This is a genomic window from Mesorhizobium sp. WSM4807, from assembly GCF_055811615.1.
In genome coordinates, this window is the sequence record NZ_JBVVQY010000014.1 from 153,166 (window position 1) to 173,861 (window position 20,696).

At 63.7% G+C, this 20,696-nt stretch carries 17 protein-coding genes; 11 read left to right on the forward strand and 6 right to left on the reverse strand.

Features of this window, described 5'->3' with window-relative positions; translation table 11 throughout:
- Positions 1-283: 283 nt before the first annotated feature.
- A complete protein-coding gene (locus AC0L3N_RS19715) occupies positions 284-679 on the reverse strand; it encodes an acyl-CoA thioesterase (RefSeq protein WP_292180427.1) in 396 nt (131 codons plus the stop codon).
- Between the two features lie 850 nt (positions 680-1,529).
- Between AC0L3N_RS19715 and AC0L3N_RS19720 the strand changes: the two genes are divergently transcribed.
- The 3 genes from AC0L3N_RS19720 to AC0L3N_RS19730 are packed head-to-tail and all read left to right on the forward strand — an operon-like array spanning position 1,530 to position 5,274.
- Positions 1,530-3,146, forward strand: a complete 1,617-nt coding sequence (locus AC0L3N_RS19720; RefSeq protein WP_473549151.1) for a GMC family oxidoreductase — start codon at positions 1,530-1,532, stop codon at positions 3,144-3,146.
- A complete protein-coding gene (locus AC0L3N_RS19725) occupies positions 3,143-4,354 on the forward strand; it encodes a mandelate racemase/muconate lactonizing enzyme family protein (RefSeq protein WP_473549138.1) in 1,212 nt (403 codons plus the stop codon). Before AC0L3N_RS19720 ends, AC0L3N_RS19725 begins: the two co-directional genes overlap by 4 nt.
- On the forward strand, positions 4,351-5,274 hold the full coding sequence (locus tag AC0L3N_RS19730) for an NAD(P)-dependent oxidoreductase (RefSeq protein WP_473549139.1): 924 nt from the start codon (positions 4,351-4,353) through the stop codon (positions 5,272-5,274). The genes AC0L3N_RS19725 and AC0L3N_RS19730 overlap by 4 nt, the downstream gene beginning before the upstream one ends.
- 91 nt (positions 5,275-5,365) lie before the next feature.
- Here the strand turns inward: AC0L3N_RS19730 and AC0L3N_RS19735 are convergent, their stop codons facing one another.
- Positions 5,366-6,304: a diacylglycerol/lipid kinase family protein gene (locus tag AC0L3N_RS19735; protein ID WP_473488722.1), complete on the reverse strand. Its 939-nt coding sequence runs from the start codon at positions 6,302-6,304 to the stop codon at positions 5,366-5,368.
- Positions 6,305-7,169: 865 nt separating this feature from the next.
- Here AC0L3N_RS19735 and AC0L3N_RS19740 point away from each other — a divergent pair.
- The gene (locus AC0L3N_RS19740; RefSeq protein ID WP_473549140.1) at positions 7,170-7,679 is read left to right on the forward strand and encodes a hypothetical protein; all 510 of its coding nucleotides are present in this window, start codon (positions 7,170-7,172) and stop codon (positions 7,677-7,679) included.
- Here AC0L3N_RS19740 and AC0L3N_RS19745 read toward each other — a convergent pair.
- Positions 7,676-8,647, reverse strand: coding sequence for a hypothetical protein (locus tag AC0L3N_RS19745; RefSeq protein WP_473549141.1), 972 nt, complete (start codon positions 8,645-8,647; stop codon positions 7,676-7,678). The two genes, AC0L3N_RS19740 and AC0L3N_RS19745, sit on opposite strands and share 4 nt — an antisense overlap.
- Before the next feature lie 128 nt (positions 8,648-8,775).
- Positions 8,776-9,813, reverse strand: a complete 1,038-nt coding sequence (locus tag AC0L3N_RS19750) for a CapA family protein (RefSeq protein ID WP_473549152.1) — start codon at positions 9,811-9,813, stop codon at positions 8,776-8,778.
- A 142-nt stretch (positions 9,814-9,955) separates the two neighbouring features.
- Here AC0L3N_RS19750 and AC0L3N_RS19755 point away from each other — a divergent pair, with 142 nt between their 5' ends.
- From AC0L3N_RS19755 to AC0L3N_RS19785, 7 genes are all read left to right on the forward strand, one after another.
- Entirely contained in the window at positions 9,956-11,200 is a 1,245-nt protein-coding gene (locus tag AC0L3N_RS19755; RefSeq protein WP_473549142.1) for a hypothetical protein, read from the forward strand.
- Positions 11,201-11,312: 112 nt separating this feature from the next.
- On the forward strand, positions 11,313-14,453 hold the full coding sequence (gene uvrB, locus AC0L3N_RS19760) for an excinuclease ABC subunit UvrB (RefSeq protein ID WP_473549143.1): 3,141 nt from the start codon (positions 11,313-11,315) through the stop codon (positions 14,451-14,453).
- A gap of 603 nt (positions 14,454-15,056) precedes the next feature.
- Entirely contained in the window at positions 15,057-16,586 is a 1,530-nt protein-coding gene (locus tag AC0L3N_RS19765; protein WP_473549144.1) for an ABC-F family ATP-binding cassette domain-containing protein, read from the forward strand.
- A 135-nt stretch (positions 16,587-16,721) separates the two neighbouring features.
- Positions 16,722-17,111 carry a nuclear transport factor 2 family protein gene (locus tag AC0L3N_RS19770; protein WP_473488727.1) on the forward strand — a complete coding sequence of 130 codons (390 nt, stop codon included), beginning with the start codon at positions 16,722-16,724 and terminating at the stop codon, positions 17,109-17,111.
- Between the two features lie 134 nt (positions 17,112-17,245).
- Positions 17,246-17,434 carry a hypothetical protein gene (locus AC0L3N_RS19775; RefSeq protein WP_473549145.1) on the forward strand — a complete coding sequence of 63 codons (189 nt, stop codon included), beginning with the start codon at positions 17,246-17,248 and terminating at the stop codon, positions 17,432-17,434.
- A 132-nt stretch (positions 17,435-17,566) separates the two neighbouring features.
- On the forward strand, positions 17,567-17,995 hold the full coding sequence (locus tag AC0L3N_RS19780) for a VOC family protein (protein ID WP_473488729.1): 429 nt from the start codon (positions 17,567-17,569) through the stop codon (positions 17,993-17,995).
- A gap of 67 nt (positions 17,996-18,062) precedes the next feature.
- Positions 18,063-18,416, forward strand: a complete 354-nt coding sequence (locus AC0L3N_RS19785; RefSeq protein WP_473549146.1) for a DUF1428 domain-containing protein — start codon at positions 18,063-18,065, stop codon at positions 18,414-18,416.
- Between the two features lie 7 nt (positions 18,417-18,423).
- On the opposite strand, the gene AC0L3N_RS19790 is transcribed toward AC0L3N_RS19785, so the two are convergent.
- Together AC0L3N_RS19790 and AC0L3N_RS19795 are read right to left on the reverse strand one after the other, a co-directional pair.
- Positions 18,424-20,058 carry a tetratricopeptide repeat-containing sulfotransferase family protein gene (locus AC0L3N_RS19790; RefSeq protein ID WP_473549147.1) on the reverse strand — a complete coding sequence of 545 codons (1,635 nt, stop codon included), beginning with the start codon at positions 20,056-20,058 and terminating at the stop codon, positions 18,424-18,426.
- Positions 20,059-20,219: 161 nt separating this feature from the next.
- Positions 20,220-20,483, reverse strand: a complete 264-nt coding sequence (locus AC0L3N_RS19795; RefSeq protein WP_473549148.1) for a DUF1488 family protein — start codon at positions 20,481-20,483, stop codon at positions 20,220-20,222.
- Between the last annotated feature and the right edge of the window lie 213 nt (positions 20,484-20,696).

Sequence of the window (20,696 nt, forward strand, 5' to 3'; positions counted from 1 at the left end):
CTTGAGGCTATGGTTTTCGGAGGCGCAACTGATTGCGGCCTCGTCTCGTTTGACCCCGGTTTAGGCGGTCCCGGCCAACAGGCAGAACAAGGCCGCAAGCGCCTGCCAATGCGCCGTTCAGCAGTCGTTGACGCATTGTGTTTTCCCCATGTCCTGCCGCCATGGTCACGGAAATGTGCGAACGCGAATATGAAAAGCATCACACAGCGTCGCTGTTCGCGTCTCAATGCGAGGGGCTGGCAGCGGCGTTGCCGTTCGACTTAAGCTGACTGCATACAGCCGATCAGCTTTCCGCCGGAACGGCCTTTGGCTTGCCTTCGCCGTCCAGCGCCACCATGATGAAATCGGCATGGGTGACCTTCTCCATCAGGTCGGAGAGGTAGCGCTGCGCCCAGGCCTCGACCTTGAGCGTCATCGAGGTGCGGCCGACGCGCTCGACATGCGTATAGATGCACAGCGTGTCGCCGATCTTCATCGCCTTGGCGAACGACATTTCCTTCACCGCCGCCGTCACCACGCGGCCCTTGGCGCGCTCGGCGGCGCGGATGCCGCAGGCAAGGTCCATCTGTGCCATCACCCAGCCGCCAAAAATGTCGCCCGCCGCATTGGCGTCCGAAGGCATGGCCAAGGTCCTGAGCGTCAGATCGCCAATCGGCCGGCCGTCCGCGTAATGCACCATGCGCCAGATCCCCTCGATATCGATCTTCTCCCGTATCGGGATGGCACCGATGCGTCAACGCGCACAGCCAGGTGCTAAACTGCGCACGGTGAGTTGAGAAAGGCAGCTGACATGAAACTTACCTCTCGCCCTCTGACGCCAGATCTATGGCCCGCGCTCGAGGACCTGTTCAGGGAGAGCGCCGTCTGCAGTCGCTGTTGGTGTATGTACGGGCGGATCGGCAGTTGTTATCGAAAGCGACCAGGCGAGGAAAACAAGGCCGCATTCCGGCAAGCCGTCGAGCATGGTCCCTCCCCAGGCGTACTTGCTTTCGACGGCGGTACTGCTGTCGGCTGGTGCCAGGTGACGCCCCGCGATGCCGTGCCCTGGCTCGATCGGCTGTGGCAGCTCAAGCGAGTGGACGATGCGCCGGTCTGGTCATTGTCGTGCCTCTACGTGCGAAAGGATACCGCCGGCAAGGCATCGCATCCCACCTGATCGCAGCGGCGCTGGAAGCCGCAAGGCGCGCAGATGCCCCTGCGCTTGAGGCCTATCCTTTTGATGCCGACGTTTCGCCGAGCGCTTCCGGCAGTGGATACGCCTCCACCTTCCTTCGCTCGCGCCGGGTTCAGGGTCGTCGCTCGCAGGGTGCCAGCCAGCCCGATCATGCGTTATGATTTCAAGCAAAATTCTGATGATGGCGTATGATGCTTGGACCGCTTGCCCACGAGGCAAGGGCCGCTTCGGGCAGGACACCGAATGCAAACGAAGTGTCGGTCGCTTTTTTCACAGGCGATGCCGCAAGCTCCGGTGATCGCGGCGGCTTGCGGCGTCTAGGTTGAGCGAAAATTCGGAGCCGACCGCAGCCACCATGCAGACCTATGATTTTATCATCGTCGGCTCCGGCTCGGCCGGTTCGGTTCTGGCCGAAAGACTGTCGGCTTCCGGCCGCTTCTCGGTGTTGGTGATCGAAGCCGGCGGCACCGACCGGCGTTTCTACGTCCAGATGCCGCTCGGCTACGGCAAGACCTTCTTCGACCCGGCGGTCAACTGGAACTACAAGACCGAGCCGGACCCGGGGCTCGCCGGCAATGTCGACCACTGGCCGCGCGGCAAGCTGCTCGGCGGCTCGAGCTCGATCAACGCCATGGTCTGGATCCGCGGCGCGCGCCAGGATTTCGACGCTTGGGCAGCGGCCGGCAATCCCGGCTGGGGTTTCGATGACCTGCTGCCTGCCTTCAAGGCGCTGGAAAATAATCAGGCCGGCGCCGACCAATGGCGCGGGGTTGGCGGTCCGCTGCACATCACCGACTGCTCGACCTCAGTCCATCCGCTCACCAAGCGCTATCTGGCGGCCGCCAATCAGGCCGGCCTGCCTTTCAACCCGGATTTCAACGGCGCCTCCCAGGAAGGCGCCGGCATCTATCAGATCACCACCAGGAACGGCCGCCGCATGTCGGCCGCCCGCGCCTTCCTGCGCCCGGCGATGAAGCGAAAAAATGTCCGCGTCGAGATCAATGCGCTGGCGACCAGGATCCTGTTCGAGGGCAAGCGCGCCGTTGGCATCGAGTACCTGCAGAACGGTGAGACGAAAACCGCCCGCGCCGGCCGCGAGGTCATCCTGTCCGGCGGCTCGGTCAATTCGCCCCAGTTGCTGCAGCTTTCCGGGGTCGGCCCGTCCGCCCTGCTCGGCGCGCTCGGCATTCCCGTTATCCATGCCAACCAGAATGTCGGCGCTAACCTGCAGGACCATGTCGGCATCAACTACACCTTCAGGGGCAGGCTGCCGACGCTCAACCAGATCCTGCGTCCCTGGTGGGGCAAGCTCATGGTCGGCATGCAATATGTCCTCTTGCGCTCCGGCCCGCTGTCGCTGTCGATGAACAATGCCGGCGGCTTCTTCCGCACCGACCCGGCTCTTTCACGGCCCAACATGCAGCTTTATTTCCAAGCGTTCTCGACCGTCGTCCCGAAGAGCGGAGAACGCCCGATCCTGACCCCAGATCCGTGGCCGGGCTTTTCCATCGGCCTGTCCAACTGCCGTCCGTCGAGCCGTGGCGAGATCATGATCCGCTCCGCCAATCCGCGCGATTATCCGAAGATCGTCGCCAATGCCTTTTCGACCGAGGCTGATATCGCCGAAATGCTGGCGGCGGTGAAGTTCATCCGGAAGATCGCCGCCATGCCGGCGATGGCCGAGATCATCGAGGAAGAGGTTTTGCCGGGCCCGTCAATCACCTCGGACGCGGATCTCATTCAGGATTTCAGGAAACGTTCGGGCACCGTCTACCACCCGGTCTCGACATGTCGCATGGGACCGGACGCTGCGCGCGCCGTTGTCGACCCGCGCCTGACCGTTCACAGCCTCGCCGGCTTGCGCGTCATCGACGCGTCGATCTTTCCCGATAACATCGCCGGCAACACCAACGCCGCCTCGATCATGACCGGATGGAAGGGCGCCGAACTGGTTCTGGAGGATCAAAAATGAAAATCACCGAGGTGAAGACCTGGGTTGTCGGCAATCCGCCGCCCGGCATCGGCGGCAAGTATTTCATCTTCGTCAAGCTCACCACCGACGGCGGCGTGGTCGGCTATGGCGAGGCCTACAACGCCACCTTCTCGGCCCATGTCACCGCCAGGATGGTCGAGGACATGGCCGAACGCTATCTCGTCGGCCGCGATCCGCACGACATCGAGAACTTCTTCCGCCGCGCCTATTCGTCCGGCTTCACCCAGCGCCCAGACGTTTCCGGCATGGGCTGTTTCTCGGCGCTCGAAATGGCATGTTGGGACATTATCGGCAAGGAGGCCGGCAAGCCGGTCTACAAGCTGCTCGGCGGGCAGGTGCACGAAACGCTGCGTTCCTATACCTACCTCTATCCGCACAGCGGCAGCGTCCACTCGGAGGATGCGCGCGGCAAGAACGTCTACAACGATCCCGATATGGCCGCCGAATGCGCGCTCGAATATGTCGAGCAGGGTTTTAATGCCGTCAAGCTCGATCCGGCCGGCCCCTACACCGCCTTTGACGGTCACCAGCCGCGTCTCGTCGACATCGATCTCTCCGCCGGCATGGTCAAGGCGATCCGCGAGGCGGTCGGCACAAGGGCCGACATCCTGTTCGGCACGCATGGCCAGTTCACCGCATCGGGCGCGCTGCGCATGGCCCGCGCCATCGAACCTTACGACCCGCTGTGGTTCGAGGAACCCGTGCCGCCCGATATGCCTGAGGTAATGGCCCAGGTGGCGCGCGGCACGTCGATCCCCATCGCCACCGGCGAACGGCTGACGACCAAGTTCGAATTCGCCCGTGTCATCGAGAACCGCGCGGCGACCATTTTGCAGCCGGACCTCGGCCGCTCCGGCGGCATTCTCGAAACCAAGAAGATCGCCGCGATGGCCGAGGCCTATCACATCCAGGTCGCCCCGCACTGCTATTGCGGGCCGGTCGTCGGTGCGGCCAACATCCAGCTCGCCGTGACCTTGCCCAACTTCCTCATCCTGGAGTCGCTGAAGCAGTGGGACGGTTTTCACGAAAAGCTGTTGAAGAAGAAGATCGAGTGGCAGGACGGCAACGTCATTCCGTCGAAGGAACCGGGCCTTGGTGTCGAGCTCGACGAAGCCGTCTGCGAGGCGCATCCCTGGACCGGTACGGACCTGCATCTGCAGATGATGCAGACGCCGTTGATGCCGTGAGCGCGCGCGAGCGTTACGCCTTCATCGGCCTTGGCCATTTCGGCGGTCACCTCGCCGCCAGCCTGATCCGCAACGGTTTCACCATCACCGTCTTCGACCGCGATCCCGCGGCTGTCGAGCGCCTGTTGACGCTCGGCGCGACCGCCGCAAAGAGCCCAGCCGAGGCGGCCGCCCTGGCCGGCAACGCCATCACATGCCTGCCGTCGCCTGATATCAGCGAGGCGGTGCTGGCCGGTCCCGGCGGATTGCTCGAAGGCCTGCCCAAGGGCGGAAGCTGGATCGAGATGTCGACCAATGGCCAAGACGAGATTGTGCGCCTTGCATTCCTGGCTTCGGCAAGCGGCGTCGAGACGCTCGAATGTCCAGTTACTGGCGGCGTGCATCTGGCGGCCGTCGGCAAGATCACCGCACTGGTCGGCGGCGATCCGGCACTCTATAAGCGCCACCGCCCGGCCATCGAGGCGATGTGCGCGAGATCTTTCCTGATGGGGCCGATCGGTTCGGCGGCGGTGATCAAGGTCATCACCAACATGCTGGCCTTCATCCATCTTATCGCCGCCGGCGAAGCGCTCATGCTGGCCAGGAAGGGCGGGCTGGATCTTGCCCAGTCCTACCACGCCATATCAGCCTCGTCCGGCAACAGCTTCGTCCACGAGACCGAGAGTCAGCTGGTGCTGAACGGCTCCTACGACATCGGTTTCACCATGGACCTCGCATTGAAGGACCTGGGCTTCGCACTGGGCATGGCCGAGAAATTCGGCGTGCCGCTCGAGCTCGCCTCGCGCGTCAACGCCATATTCGAACAAGGCAAGAACACCTATGGCGGCAGCGCCTGGTCGACCATGATCGTCAAGCTTCTGGAAGATGCGGTCGGGACCGACCTTCGTGCGCCTGGTTTCCCGGCCAAGCTCGACGTCTGACATCAGGTAATTGTCACGCGATTTCAGCATATTGGCCGGATCGCCGAAATCACGCCCGTAACGACCTGAATCAGTCTCTCAGCGCGTTGATTCAATACCTCAGCGTAAGCGCGCCCGGCAGGATCTCGAAGGTCGCCGGTATGCGCCCCGGCGATTCACCGTCTACGTCGACCAGCGCGCCGTTCTTCTGCACATCGCCCAACGGTTCGACAACCACTTTCTTGCCGCGCAAAATGGTGATCGCCGGATGGTTGCGATGCCGCCCGCCATAGAGCAGACGGATATCCCAGATCAGTTTCAACTTGCCCGCCGCCCGCAAGATGACGATGTCGAACTGCCCGTCGTCCAGTTCGGCATCCGGCGCGATCATCATGCCGCCGCCGAAGAACTTTCCGTTGGCCACCGCCACCAGCGCCACGCGCGCCTCGACCGGGACGCCGTCATCGACGGTGATCACAACGTCCTGGAACCGGTAGCGCATGAATTCCCACACGGTGCGCCAGTAGAACAGCGCCTTGGCCGACACCTTGCCCTTGCGCTTGTCGGCGTTGACCGCCCGGTCGGTAGCGCCCGAAAGACCGAGGCTGGCAATGTTGATGAAATGACGGCTGGCCAGCGCGCCATGGTCATCAACATAGGAGATGCGGCCCGCATCGACCCTGCGAGCCTTGGCCTCGGCGATGCGCTTCAGCGTCAAGTCGACCTCGTCCGAAAGACCGAGCCCGCGGGCGAAATCGATGCCGGCGCCGCAAGGCAGCAGGCCGAGTTCGGCCGTCCGGCCGCTTTCTGCAAACGCCTGCAGCAGTCCGTCGGCCACTTCGCTGGCGGTGCCGTCGCCGCCCGCCGCGATCACCAGGTCGAAGCCGCTGGCGGCAAGGACGAGCGCCAGCCGTTCGGCATCGCCGGTCGCCTGCGTTTCGCGCAGCTCGAAATCGCCGAAATATTTCCTGAGCGAAGCACTGACCTCCGGCCAATGCCGTTTGAGCCGGCCGCCACCGGCAATCGGATTGAGAACCACCCCGACCTTCAAGATCGCCCTCCCCAAAGGACGGCAACGACACTGCTGTCCTAAAATCCTTTGCCGGCATTGAAGCCCGCGCCGCTCTGTGGGGCAAGGGCCGAATGTTCGATCTTGCTGCTCGCCGCTGATGAGGGCGTGTCCCGCCCCTGCATCTCGTCGAAAAAAAAACGCTCCGCCGCCGAGCTCGGTCCCCGATAATCCCGCTATCCACAGGCTCGCGCCTGTTTCGCCAAACGCTTATCCCCCGTATGTTGAACCCCATCTCAGGCGGCTACCGATTGCCAAGTCGAAAGGCAAAGCGAAACGGCGGATTTCCTGAGGCCCGTACGGCCCCGAACGAAAGCAGGCTTGCCTGTTTTGAGGAGGGATGCCGAGACCTACGGGGGCCGCGGAAAGCGTGCGAACGCCTACGGCGGACCGATGCTGCCATGAAGGACGGCAAAACCTTCGATGGCGCGCTGGACGAAGCTCGCAAGGGTGGAGACTGGCGAGGTCCCGAACGGACGCTGCCCTCGGGCGGCGACTGGCAGGACCGTCAACATCAAGGCCGGCATGGCGCGACGTCTTTACGGAAGTTGCTGCCGCGACCGTGTCCTGATCTGACAGGGAGGCGCTGGGAGAAATCCCGGCGCCGACTGTCGTTTGGGCTCCTCTCGCGTAGCAGACGTCAAGTTCGAACACGTCTACGTGAGACCTTTCGGCCACAGTCAGCGACCGTGAAACGTTCCGTGGCGTACCCGTCACGCTCATTCCACAATCGCGGCCAAATCCCGCCTTGTTCCACGGTGATTGACGATGCTTGAACGTCGCGCGTCATTCTCGGCCACGCGAGGCCCTCGGCAGTATTTTGCAAGCAACTCGAAGGGACAAGATCGTGATCAAGACCGCCCTTGTCGCCATGACCATCGTCGGCTGCGACTGCGATGCGAGGCTTTGCGAATATATCGGCGAGACGCCGGCCAAGTGGTCGACCATCGCCGATTGCGAAGCGGCGATGAAAAGCCAGACGTTGCACGCGCGCAATTTCAACTACCCGCTGATCTCGGGCATATGTCGCACGACGCAAACGCCGTCGTCGCAGCCTGCCACGACAGTCGCCCTGCCTGAATTGATGATGGCAACGCAGACCGCCACCGACCCGCTCCCCACAGAATTGGGCCATCGGCCGAGCGTTGCTGTCGGATCGCTGACAACGGCGACGGAAACAGAAGCCGCCACGCCTGTTGCCTATGAATCCGTGGTCGATGGCGGACGCTCGGTGCTGTATCGCACAAAGAACGGTTACGCCGTCGTCAAGACCGACCTTGGCCGCGCCGCATCCGCGACCATCGGCATGGCCAAGCGGTCGGCGAACTGGCTGGCGGCCAAGATGCCCGGCGGCTAACCCGCTGCCTCGTCGTTTGCGCCGATCTTGCGCACCAGCGCAGCCGTCGCCAGCATCGCGCCGATGTCTGATATCATCGGCGCAACGTGCTTGGCGTAGTCGAGCGGCACTGAGATATCAGGCAGCTCGAAGAAGTCCTTCGTCTGCGGCAACAGCAGGAAACCATCGCCGCCATTGAGTGCAACCCGTGCCGGATCATCAGGCCATGTCTCGCTGAGCCAAGTCAGTGCCTGCGCCAGCCGGCCGCTCACCAGCGGCTGCGCCGCCTCGACATTGTCGGTGCGGAAGTCGTAAGCGGCATCAAGCTTGGGCACTCCGCATGACAATTCCTGCATCTTGCTGGCGAACATGCCGCGGAAGAACCCGACGGCCATGTCACTCCGGCGGGCGGCCACCAATATGCCGGGGAACGGCACGATCGTCTCGAAGGCGACGACGATCCCCTTGAATGCTATCGTGCCGCTCTTGCCCGTGCCTTGCCGGAGATCCGCTTCGTAAAGCTCGAACGGAAATCCCTCGTAGCGGCCGGATACGATGTCGTCGAAGCGCTTGGTGTTGAACGTGCCGATCGTCTCGCGCGGCAGCCGGTCGAACGAATTCGGCGTCACCTCATGCTCGTAGCGCATGTCCTCGATAAAACCGAAGATGATCGGCAGCAGCGTCTTGCGGAACGAGTGCTGCAACATGCTCGTCGGCTTGATCGCCTGGAAATAGAGCAGGATCGCCGCCACGAACCCGACGACATAGAGGAACACATGCGGTGTCGAGAACCATCGCTCGTATGGGTCGGCGATCATATTGAAAAGCCAGGCCACCAGCGCCACGACCAACAGCACCAGTCCGATGAACAGCGGCACCCGCCAGCGGACTTGCCGGCAGGCCGAAGCCCTTTCGGCCTCGTAGGCCGCGAGATTGCTCTTGATGCCGGCGATGTCTGCATCATCAGGCATGAAATCCGCTGCTTCCATCGCCATCCCACCGTCGAAAGACCACCCAGCTCGGACAATAGCCGATTTTGCGGAAAGTCGCGCGACTACAGCGTTGGGATGGTGGTGAGCCCACACGATTTATCCGAGCCATCCGTCGACTGTGGCCATCAATTCCCGTTACCAAAAACCGCAACGAAACGGGCCGTAACCTTTTGCCTGAATGCGCCCTCCAGCGCCTCGACGGGAACCAGCCGCTCATGGTCGCCGGCGCGCAGCCGCATGAAGGGATGCAGCCGGTAGGCGACAATGGCGCCACGCGTGCCGGCGTCGGCGCTGATATCGGCGGTCAGGATGCCCCCGATGCGGCCGGGCCACGGCTGGCGCGCAAAGGCGGTGCCAAGGAAATCGCCGAGCCCATAGGCCACGAGCGCCTTGCCGATCCGCTCCACCGGCTGCACGACATGGGCATGATGGCCAGCGATCAGCCCGACGCCTTGCGCGGCCAAATGCCGTGCCAGTGCCCGCGTTGCGGCCTGTGGAAAATGCCGGAATTCCCAATCCCAATGTGGCACGGCACAGGTGAGGTCGACGGCGCCGCGCGGCCATCGTGCCGGGTCGCCTTGCATCGACACACGGCCCGCGAACGCAGCCGCGCCGGCATTTCGCCACAGCGTGAAAGCGGCAAAGCCTATTGTCAGCGGCCCGACAGCAAGGTGTTCGACCGGACCGTCGGCGGCGGTACCGATGCTGCGGATGCCGAGACGGTTCAGCGCCGCCACGGTCTCGTCGAAACCCTCGACGCCTTGATCGAGCACATGATTGTTGGCGAGCGACAGCATCAGTTTCTCGCGCGAGATGCCGACGGCCGCCAGCGTCTCGGCAAGAAACCGCTCGGTCATGGCGTGACGGGTGCCAAGCTTCGTGCCCATCGCCGCGCTCGGTCGCTCCACCACCGGGCTTTCGCAATTGCCGACCACCAGATCGGCGGAGCCGAGCAACGTGGCGATCGCCGGGTCGCATTGCGGCGCACTGCGATTGGCCACCGCCGAGATATCGCCGACAAAGGCGAGCCGCACCGTCCGTCCCGGCGGCGGCTCGATCATCGTTGCTGCCGCCGGTGCAAAACCACGGGCGTCGCCGCCAAGCGTCGGCTTCAGGAAACGCGGCAGCCAAGACAATTTGTAGGAAAGCGGATAGTTCGACACGCGCAGCCTGTACCGGAATGAACGGCCACGGTAGACGATGCGCCCGATATAGCGAAGTGCCTCTGTTCGGAATCGTGCGGACAAGGCGCGGCACGCGAATTGCGTGTATGCTTGCCGCCGAACAGCATACCGGAGGACCAAGATGACGCGATTTTCGAGCCTGCTGGCATCCGCCCTTATTCTGCTGCTGCCGGTTGCTTCTGCCGGTGCCGCAGCCCCCGAACCGGCCGCCCTGTTCGAGGCAAAAACCGTAGCCGACCGCGACAGCACGCTTACAGCGCTCGAAGCCGCGCCCACTGATCCCGCGTCGGCCTACGCCGCGGGCGCCGGCCAATTCTTCACCGCGCTGGAGATCCTGGCCGGCGGCCTGCACCGCCATGGTTTCGAGAGCCCGCAATCATTCATACTGCCGCTGATGCGGCTGCCGGTGCCGGACAATCCCAATCCCGAGCCGCTGACCTACGACGACTTCCGCGCCATCCTGGTCGCCTTCCGCGATCGGTTGGAAAAGTCCGCCGCCACGCTTGGATCCGTGCCTGCCGATGCCGACATCGGCATGGAGGTCGACCTCACCCGTCTCGGCATCGATCTCAACGAGGACGGCCAGATCGCGCCGGACGAAAGTGCCGCCGCGATCATGGCATCCCTGTCACGCGGCGCGCCAGACGCGGCCGCACCCGCCCTCACCTTCCGCTTCGACCGCGCCGATGGCTACTGGCTGCAGGGCTATGCCGAATTCCTGATGGCGCAGGCCGATTTCTGGCTCGCCCACGACTTCAGGAACGCCTTCGACGGTTCGTTCCACATGCTGTTCCCGCGCGCCAAACTACCTCTGCAGGACACGCTCGTGCCGCCGGACGGCGGCATGAGCGGCGGCATGTTGTCGTCCGAATGGCGCATCGCCGACTTCATCTCGCTGGTCCATCTGGTCAACTGGCCCGTGGTCGAACCGGAGCGGCGGCAGGCGGCGCGCCGCCATCTCATGGAAATGATCCGCCTGTCCCGCGAAGACTGGAAGGCGATCCGCGCCGAGACCGACAACGACCGCGAATGGCTGCCCGGCCCGCAACAGAAAGGCGCCAGCCCGCTCACCGGCCTGGAAGTCGGGGAGGAGCAGGTCCAGGCCTGGCACGCCGCGCTTGATATGGCCGAGGACCTGCTCGAAGGCCGCATCTTGCTGCCGCATTTCCGCTTCGCCGAGAAGGGCATCAATATGAAGCGCTTCTTCGACGAGCCGAAGCCCTTCGACCTGGTGCTGTCGATCACCGGCCCGGCCATCGCGCCCTATCTCGAGAGTGGAAAGATCCTCACCAGCGAAGAGTTCGACCAGATCCAGCGCCAGTTCGGCGGCGCCGGGTTTTTGACGTTTGCGCTGTGGTTCAACTGAGCGCGCGTTTCGACATCGCTCCTGACACCCTTGTGTCAGGAGCTTGGTTTCCTCTCGCGCCCCTAGTCACTCCGCTCTTTCCATTTTGGCCGATACCTCCCATATTCGGGGCATGGCCAAACTTTCTGATAAAAAAACGCCGCCGCCGGCGCGTGATGATCGCGCTTCGCCGCCCAAGCGGCGCAGCCCGTTGACCGATTTCCTTGATGCGTCGGAGCCGCTGCACAAGGGCGGTTTTGCCGAGGCGCCGCAGACCGAGTTTTCAGGCACGCCGCTGACCGGCTCGATCGCCGATTGGGCCGAGCAGATCGAGCAGGAAGCCGAGCGCCAAATCTCCCCCCTCGAGGGGGAGAAGTCGCCGAAGGCAACAGAGGGGGTCGCCGGAGCTAGCGCGGGACGCAAGGGCACGCCGAGCGCTGCCGCACCGACCCCACCCGGCGGCTCCGCCGCCACCCTCCCCTCAAGGGGGAGGGAAGGCGCCAAGCAAAAGAAGATTCCCGAACGCTCCTCCTCCCCCGGCCGTACGGCACGTGGCACCTCCATGGGCGGCGCAGCTTCCGCGCGAGAGCGCACCGCAGCCGGTCTCAATCCGGTCGCCGGCCTCGATGTTTCGCTGGAGGAAGCCGAGACCATGGCCTCCGGCGGCGTCACCGCCACCGTTGCGGCGCTATCGGCGCTGATCGAATCCGGCAACCCGCTGCACAAGGACGGCGTGCTGTGGACGCCACACCGCCCGGCCCGGCCTGAAAAATCCGAAGGCGGCATCGCCATCAAGATGGTCTCGGATTTCGAGCCGGCCGGCGACCAGCCGACGGCGATCAAGGATCTGGTGGAAGGCGTCAACGACAACGACCGCACCCAGGTGCTGCTCGGCGTCACCGGCTCGGGAAAAACTTTCACCATGGCCAAGGTGATCGAGGAGACGCAGCGCCCTGCTTTGATCCTCGCCCCCAACAAGACGCTGGCCGCACAGCTTTATTCCGAGTTCAAGAAATTCTTCCCGGAAAACGCCGTCGAGTATTTCGTCTCCTATTACGACTACTACCAGCCGGAAGCCTATGTGCCCCGGACGGATACCTTCATCGAGAAGGAATCCTCGATCAACGAGCAGATCGACCGCATGCGCCATTCGGCGACGCGCTCGCTGCTGGAGCGCGACGACGTCATCATCGTCGCCTCGGTGTCCTGCATCTACGGTATCGGCTCGGTCGAGACCTATACGGCGATGACCTTCCAGATGCAGATCGGTGACCGGCTCGACCAGCGCGCGCTGCTCGCCGATCTCGTCGCCCAGCAATACAAGCGGCAGGATATCAGTTTCGTGCGCGGCTCGTTTCGCGTGCGCGGCGACACGATCGAGATTTTCCCGGCCCACTTGGAAGACCGCGCCTGGCGCATCTCGCTGTTCGGCGACGAGATCGAGGCGATCACCGAGTTCGACCCGCTGACCGGCCAGAAGACCGGCGAGCTGAAGAGCGTTAAGATCTACGCCAATTCGCACTATGTGACGCCGCGCCCGACGTTGAACCAGGCCATCAAGTCGATCAAGGAAGAGCTCAAGCACCGACTGGTCGAACTCGAACGGGCAGGACGCCTGCTCGAGGCGCAGCGGCTGGAGCAGCGCACCCGCTTCGATCTCGAGATGCTTGAGGCGACCGGCTCCTGTGCCGGCATCGAGAACTATTCGCGCTATCTCACCGGCCGCCAGCCGGGCGATCCGCCGCCGACCTTGTTCGAGTACATCCCCGACAACGCGCTGGTCTTCATCGACGAAAGCCATGTCACCGTGCCGCAGATCGGCGGCATGTATCGCGGCGACTTCCGCCGCAAGGCGACGCTGGCCGAGTACGGTTTCCGTCTGCCGTCCTGCATGGACAACCGGCCGTTGCGCTTCGAGGAATGGGACGCCATGCGCCCGCTCTCCGTCGCGGTTTCGGCGACGCCCGGCGCCTGGGAGATGGAGCAGTCCGGCGGGGTCTTTGCCGAGCAGGTCATCCGCCCGACCGGCCTGATCGATCCGCCGGTCGAGGTGCGCCCGGCCAAGACCCAGGTCGACGATGTCGTCGGCGAAATCCGCGAAACCACCATGGCCGGCTACCGTACGCTGGTCACCGTGCTGACCAAGCGCATGGCCGAGGACCTGACCGAATATTTGCACGAGCAGGGCATTCGCGTCCGCTACATGCACTCCGACATTGACACGCTGGAGCGCATCGAGATCCTGCGCGACCTGCGCCTCGGCGCCTTCGACGTGCTGGTCGGCATCAACCTTTTGCGCGAAGGCCTCGACATTCCCGAATGCGGCTTCGTCGCCATTCTCGATGCCGACAAGGAGGGGTTCCTGCGCTCCGAAACTTCGCTGATCCAGACCATCGGCCGCGCCGCGCGCAATGTCGACGGCAAGGTCATCCTCTATGCCGACCAGGTCACCGGCTCGATGGAGCGGGCGATGGCCGAGACCAACCGCCGTCGCGAGAAGCAGATGGAGTGGAACGCGGCCAACGGCATCACGCCGGAATCGGTCAAGTCGCGCATCTCCGACATCCTGGACTCGGTCTACGAGAAGGATCATGTCCGCGCCGACATCTCGCAGTTCACCGACAGCGCCGGCGCGATGATGGGCAACAATCTGAAAGCCCATCTCGACGCGATGGACAAGCAGATGCGCGACGCCGCCGCCAATCTCGACTTCGAGAAGGCGGCCCGCATCCGCGACGAGATCAAGCGGCTGCGCGAGATGGAGCTGTCCATCTCCGACGACCCGCTGGCCAAATATGCCGACATGGAAAGCCCGGTTTCGGGCCGCGAAAAGGGCAAGCACAACAAGGGCCGCGCCATCCACCGCACGGTCGACGACGACGGCAAGGGGCTGTTCCGCAAGCCACATCTAGACGAGATGGGCGCCGACGGCGCGGTACCGGTCAAGAAGCCGCTCTTCGCCAAACCTTCGCTCGACGCCATGGGCCCGGGCACCGACATGCCGACGCCGGCCGGCGCCGTATCGCGCTCGCTGTTCAAGAAACAGTCGGCCGAAGAGGCGCATGGTTCCGATTTCGGCATTCCAGGCGACTCGACCAAGCCGCTGTTCAAGAAGAACTCGCTCGATGAGATGACCGTGCGCCGGACCGAAAAGCCTGTTGACGGCGACAAGCCGGTCAAGCGCGAGCGTACCGGCATCGGTTCCTACGAAGATGCAGCCGATGCCCGCCGTGAAAAGCGCCGGCCCGGCAAGACTGGTCGGCCGGGACGGTAGGGCAGGCAATTGCTTCAAATTTGCGCTGCTCACCACGTTCCAGCGTTGATGATTGGCGAAGCCGAAGCGACATCCGATCTCCCCCCTTGCGGGGGAGATGTCCGGCAGGACAGAGGGGGGGTGGGAAGGATCGGCAACGCCCGATTTCAACAGTTCCCAACCGGAATCAGCTGGGGGTGTTGACTGCAATTGTGTGACAAGCCGAGGGACAGCACCCCCTCTGCCCTGCCGGACATCTCCCCCGCAAGGGGGGAGATCGGCAGCTTCGCCGACAGTGCCTGCTTCGGAGATCGGCGCTACCGCTGTCTGAAGCCCTATTGGCGGTGCCACTTGCCATCCGCCCCGCCCTTGGTGTAGCCAGTTCTACAACTCGAACGTCTTGAAAGGAGGGCTGCGTGTCTTTCGACCACCACCGTCAGCGCGGCCCTGTCCCTGCCCTGCGAGCTTGCTTGCAGGGCTGACCAGAGACGGTCCGGGTTCTCCCGCTTCGATTTTCTTGGTCTGCCTTTCGTGGTGCTGCAACGCCGAGCCTGATGGCCAGCCTGCGCACCGTCAAAGTGCATCGAACCGGACCTTTATTCCGGGCAGACCAGAGAAACCAACATGGCCCTGATCAGCCTCAAGTCCCTCGGCGTCACCATGAGTGCGCCGCTCTTCTCCAACCTCGATCTCACCATCGGCACCGGCGACCGCCTCGGCATCGTCGCCGCCAACGGCCGCGGCAAATCCACCTTGCTGAAGTGCCTCACCGGCGAGATGGAGCCGACATCAGGCGACATCACCCGCACGCGCGGCCTGCGCGTCGGCCATGTCGAGCAAGCCGTTCCCGCTGCATTGGCCGAGCACAGCTTTCAGCAGGTTGTGGCCGATGCCTTGCCGGCCGAGCAGGCCGAAAGCGAGCAATGGCGCATCGACGTGGTTCTCGATTCACTTGACGTACCGCAGCCGATGCGCGAGCGGCCGATGCGGGCCTTGAGCGGCGGCTGGAAAAGGCTGGCGCTGATCGCCCGCGTCTGGGTCACCGATCCCGATGTCCTGCTTCTCGACGAGCCGACCAACCACCTCGACCTCGCCAAGATCAGCCAGCTCGAGACCTGGCTGAACGCGCTGCCGCGCGAGGTGCCGGTGGTGATCGCCAGCCACGACCGGGCATTCCTCGACGCAACGACCAACCGGACGCTGTTCCTGCGCCCCGAACAGTCGCCGGTGTTCTCGCTGCCCTATTCCAGGGCACGCGATGCGTTGAGCGAAGTCGACGCCTCGACCGAGCGCAAATTCCAGCGTGACATGAAGGTGGCGCAGCAATTGCGCCGGCAGGCGGCCAAGCTCAACAACATCGGCATCAATTCGGGCAGTGACCTGCTGACGGTCAAGACCAAGCAGCTCAACCAGCGCGCCCGGCGTCTCGAAGAGATCGCAGCGCCCGCGCACCGCGAGAAATCGGCGGGCGCGATAAGGCTCGCCAATCGCGGCACCCATGCCAAGGTGCTGATCACGCTCGACGACGTGGCGGTCGAAACGCCTGACGGCACGCTGCTGTTCAGGACCGGCAAGCGCCACATCTGCCAAGGCGACCGCATCGTGCTGCTTGGCCGCAACGGCGTCGGCAAGTCACGGCTCATCAGCCTGATCAGAAATGCCGTCGTCGAGCCAGAGACGGCAACGCAAGGCGTGAAGGTGACGCCGTCGACGGTGCTCGGCTACAGCGATCAGGCGCTGTCGGGCATCAGCGGCGAAGACACGCCACTGGCGATGCTCTCGCGCAGATTCGATGTTGGCGAGCAGCGTGCCCGTTCGCTGCTGGCGGGCGCGGGCGTCAGCATCGACATGCAGGAGCGCAGGATCGGCGTGCTGTCGGGCGGACAGAAGGCGCGGCTGATGATGCTGGCGCTGAGGCTTGCCAATCCCAATTTCTACCTGCTCGACGAGCCGACCAACCATCTCGACATCGACGGCCAGGAGGCGCTGGAAACGGAACTGCTCGCCCATCAGGCAAGCTGCGTGCTCGCCTCGCACGACCGCTCTTTTATCCGCGCGATCGGCAACCGCTTCTGGCTGATCGAGAAGCCGCGGCTGACCGAGGTCGACAGTCCGGAGGATTTCTTCCGCTCGGTGGCCGAGGGGACTGGCTGAGGAAAACAATGCATCTGCCGGGCCGACATTTTGAAGTACTGTCGTCCCGGACGCCGTGTTGACCACGGAAGAAAGCTTTTCCATCGACCTAAAAAGGCGCATCCTGCCGCGGTAGAGCTTAGGGAGGGATAGGATATGCGTGCGGTAGACCTGGTTAACAACTTCTACCAAGCCTATGCAGATCGCGACATCGAGGGCGCACTGGCGCATTGCGCCGATGATGTCGTGTTTCGTTGGATCGCCGATCCGCGGCAGTCGCGTCGCGCCGGCAGCGCTCGCGGCAAGCAGGAATTCCTTGCGCGCCTGGCGGACCTGAATGAGGACTTCGAATACCGGCGCGTCATCCCGGTCGAGATCATCGATGGCGGCGACAAGGTTGCCGCCCAGGTCGAGTACCACATGACACGTCGCACGACCGGCGACGAGTTCGTGATGCCCGTCGCCGATTTCTGGACAATACGCGACGGCCTGGCCGTCGAGGTGGTGGAATATTACGACACTGCGCTAGCCGCGGCGGTCAGCTGAACCACATCCGCCTTTGCACGGGCCGGTACTGATCTGACGACAAGAAATTTCAGCAGTCTGTCGGATCATGGCCGCACGCCACGTCCTTGGGACGCCGACACGATGATGCCGGCTTCAACCAGGGAGAGTGCATCATGTCCATTCTGTCATCCATAGGCCGCATCGCGACCCGTTACTCGGCGACCCGCGCCCGTTACCGCAGCCAGCGCGCGCTGCTTTCACTGCCGATCGAATTGCGCAAAGACATCGGCTGGCCCGAAATCCTCGACGCGCAAAACGAACGTCGCCTTGCCATGGCAACCTCATTGACCAAGGTAATATGAAGGCGACCTCTGGCCCGTGGCCTGAGCATTTGATCTTGGCGTTCGAAAAAAATTCGGCGGCCATGTAGGATTGCCGCCGCCTCGTTCGTCCTTTGGTTGGCAAGGCCAACCAAACGCAAAGAGGAGCAAGGCATGAACGATCAGCCCCAAACCAAGCCCGCAGCGAAAGTCCTTGGCGGCTTGACGCCCTATCTTCAGTTGGATGGCGCCTTCAAAGCCGCCGAATTCTACAAAAAGGCCTTCGGCGCGGAGCAGGTCTTCTTCTACCCGCCGGACGAGCAGGGGCGGACGATGCACATCCATCTCCACATCAACGGTTCGACCTTGATGATCTCCGACTTCTATCCCGAGCACGGAATGGCCGCGGTGAAGCCGCAGGGCTTCACCATGCAGCTCCATCTCGGCAGCGATGACATCGACGCCTGGTGGAAGCGCGCCGTCGACGCCGGCTGCAAGGTCGGCACGCCGCTGCAGGTGATGTTCTGGGGCGACCGCTGGGGTCAGCTGACTGATCCCTTCGGCGTGGAGTGGGCGATGAACGCGCCGGTGAAGGCGGCTTAGCGCCTTCTTTCCTTCTCCCTTTGTTGTGGGAGGAGGAAAAACCCTACCCAACCCAAGGAGAACCACAATGTCCTATGTCGATGGTTTCGTGCTTGCCGTGCCCAAGGCAAATCTCGATGCCTACAAGAAGCTGGCGCAAACAGCCGGCGCCGTCTGGAAGGAGCATGGTGCGCTCGCCTTTGTCGAATGCATAGGCGACGATGTGCCCTATGGCGAGGTCACCTCGTTCCCGCGCGCCGTGCAGGCGAAGGAAGACGAGGTCGTCGTCTTCTCATGGGCCGTCTATGAATCGCGGCAGAGCCGCGATGCGGTGATGGCCAAGGTGATGGCCGACCCACGCTTGAAATCCGACTGGTCGGCGATGCCGTTCGACGGCAAGCGCATGATCTTCGGCGGCTTTCAGCCCTTCGTCGAGCTGTAGGCCCGCATTACGCCAGCCGGTCGAGCAGCGGCTTGAGCCGGTCGCCGTAGCGTTTCCACAGATCGACCGACCCCTGGTACATCGGCTGGCGCACTTGCGCGGCCGAGGCCGTGCGCACGGGACGGTCGGTCTCGTGGAACGACAGCACCGCATCGTCCCAGGGCAGGCCCAGATGGGCGATCAATGCCCGCGACTGCCCTTCCTGGTCGGCGACGAAATCCTCGTAGCGCACATCGTGCACGACACCGGGCAGCACGCTGCGCCAATGCGCCATGATGTCGGTGTAGAGATTGTGGAAGTCGGCGAGCTCACCGAGATCGTAGCCATAGCGGTGGCTGTCGCCGCGGAAATGCACCTTGTAGATCGACAGGCAGGTCGCCGCCGCATCGCGCGCGCAATGGATGATCTTGGCCTTGGGCAGCATCAGATGGATGAAGCCGATCAGCAGGAAGTTGCCGGGCATCTTGTCGGTGACATGCCGGAAACCCGGATAGCGGGCGTGCAGCAGGTCTAGATAGGCCTGGCCTGCCTCGGCATAGACCTTGTCGGGCATGTCGGCGATGCCCGAGGGAAAGCCGCCCTTCATACCAGGCGGAAACTGCTTGCCGACCGCCGTCTTCAATATGCCGAGCTCGCCCGCGCCATAGACCTGCGGATGGCTGGCGATGATCTGCTCGACAAGCGTGGTGCCGGAGCGCGGCATGCCGACGACGAAGATCGGCGTGTCGTCGGCAATCCCGCTCGGTCTGTGCTTGTCGAAGAAGGCCTTGTCGAACACTGCCTTCATCGCCTCGAATTCGGCGCGTGTCTGGCCCGCATCATAGTCGATGCCCGTGCGGCGGATCGCATTGCCTTCGGCGAAATAATCGAAGGCACGGCCATAATCCTTCAGATCGTCATTGGCCTTGCCGAGGCCGAACGAAAGCTGCATGCGCGCCAGGCTGCCTTCCGGCGCCTTTGCGTGCTGCGCCTCCATCCCGGTAAGCTCGGCGTCACGCTCCTGCTGGCGCTTGACCTGGGTGAGCATCAGCCAGGCCCTCGCCATGCCGAGATCGACCGCCAGCGCCTGCCGGAAATGCTCCGCTGCCTCTCCGAGGTTGCCCTTCTCCATCAGCCCGACGCCCAGACCGTGCAGCAGGTCGGCGTCCTTCGGCCGAATTGCCAATGCTTCGCGGAAGACAGCGAGCGCCTCCTCCAGCCGCCCTGCCTCCTGCAGCGTTTCGGCAAGCCCGATGCGGGCGCGGACATGGAACGGGTTGCGACCGATGGTGCCGCGATAAATCTCCTCCGCGCCCTCGAACTGGCCGAGTTGCTTCAGCGAGGAGCCGAGATTGTCGCGCGCCGCGAGTTGGTCCGGCCGGATTGCCACCGCGCCACGGAAGAAATCGACGGCTGCACTGACACGGCCGAGGTCGCGCATCACCGTGCCGAGATTGTTGAGGAAATCCGGATTCTTGGGCTGCAGGCGCACCGACTGTTCGAGGAGATCAAGTCCTTCGGCGCTGCGCCCGGTCTGGTGCAGCAGCAAACCGAGGAAATGTGCTGCCGCCGCATGATTGGCCTTTTGCGCCAGCACCTGCCGGTAGAGCATCTCGGCTTCCTGCCGGCGCCCCGCCTGATGCAATTGCAGCGCCTGCTGCACGCGCTGGTCGAGCCCCAGCGGCGGCTGTCCGCCTGAGCCGAAACTGTCGCCCGAGCCTGCCGGTCTTCTCTGATCTCTGATGATGGGAAACCTGCCGTGTTTTGTCCGCCTGCCGCGATCTAGGCCATCGGCGCGGCAGGTTCAAGGGTTCGCAGGCCAGTTTACCGGAAATCGGCCTGGGTCAATACATACATGTTCTTGCGGCCGTGCGAATAGGCTTCGCGCGCAACATCCTGGATCGACGAACGCTCCGCATCGAAGGCGCTGAGATACGCGGCTTCCGCCCCGCCCGTGGCCGTTGCCGCCGAAAGCGCTGCAATCTCCACAAAGAAGGGCACTTCGAACATGCCGTCATGGCCGACGAAGCGAATGCGCTTGGCCGCAGCGTCGTAGGAGCGGCTGCGGTTGGGAAAATTGAGCGTCATGATCGAGTTCCTCAGCGCATGACCCCGAACCGGAGGTTCGGAAAGGATCATCCGCAAAATCAAAGTACTACTGCCCCCTGTGGGGGGGCCAAAAGGGGCGGCCCCGGGGGGGGGTGGGGCCGGGAACCCGGGGGGGGGTTAGGGGGGTGGGGTGGCGCAACCGGGGGGGCCCCCCCCGCCGGGCGGGGGGGGGGGGGGGGGGTGGCCCGGGGG

What these genes read in the sequence shown, in the direction of transcription:
- AC0L3N_RS19755 (WP_473549142.1), top strand. Translation starts at nt 9,956, where the DNA reads ATGACGCGATTTTCGAGCCTGCTGGCATCCGCCCTTATTCTGCTGCTG.
- AC0L3N_RS19775 (WP_473549145.1), top strand. Translation starts at nt 17,246, where the DNA reads ATGTCCATTCTGTCATCCATAGGCCGCATCGCGACCCGTTACTCGGCG.
- AC0L3N_RS19795 (WP_473549148.1), bottom strand. Translation starts at nt 20,483, where the DNA reads ATGACGCTCAATTTTCCCAACCGCAGCCGCTCCTACGACGCTGCGGCC.
- AC0L3N_RS19725 (WP_473549138.1), top strand. Translation starts at nt 3,143, where the DNA reads ATGAAAATCACCGAGGTGAAGACCTGGGTTGTCGGCAATCCGCCGCCC.
- AC0L3N_RS19720 (WP_473549151.1), top strand. Translation starts at nt 1,530, where the DNA reads ATGCAGACCTATGATTTTATCATCGTCGGCTCCGGCTCGGCCGGTTCG.
- AC0L3N_RS19785 (WP_473549146.1), top strand. Translation starts at nt 18,063, where the DNA reads ATGTCCTATGTCGATGGTTTCGTGCTTGCCGTGCCCAAGGCAAATCTC.
- AC0L3N_RS19715 (WP_292180427.1), bottom strand. Translation starts at nt 679, where the DNA reads ATGGTGCATTACGCGGACGGCCGGCCGATTGGCGATCTGACGCTCAGG.
- AC0L3N_RS19770 (WP_473488727.1), top strand. Translation starts at nt 16,722, where the DNA reads ATGCGTGCGGTAGACCTGGTTAACAACTTCTACCAAGCCTATGCAGAT.
- uvrB (WP_473549143.1), top strand. Translation starts at nt 11,313, where the DNA reads ATGGCCAAACTTTCTGATAAAAAAACGCCGCCGCCGGCGCGTGATGAT.
- AC0L3N_RS19780 (WP_473488729.1), top strand. Translation starts at nt 17,567, where the DNA reads ATGAACGATCAGCCCCAAACCAAGCCCGCAGCGAAAGTCCTTGGCGGC.
- AC0L3N_RS19765 (WP_473549144.1), top strand. Translation starts at nt 15,057, where the DNA reads ATGGCCCTGATCAGCCTCAAGTCCCTCGGCGTCACCATGAGTGCGCCG.
- AC0L3N_RS19745 (WP_473549141.1), bottom strand. Translation starts at nt 8,647, where the DNA reads ATGGAAGCAGCGGATTTCATGCCTGATGATGCAGACATCGCCGGCATC.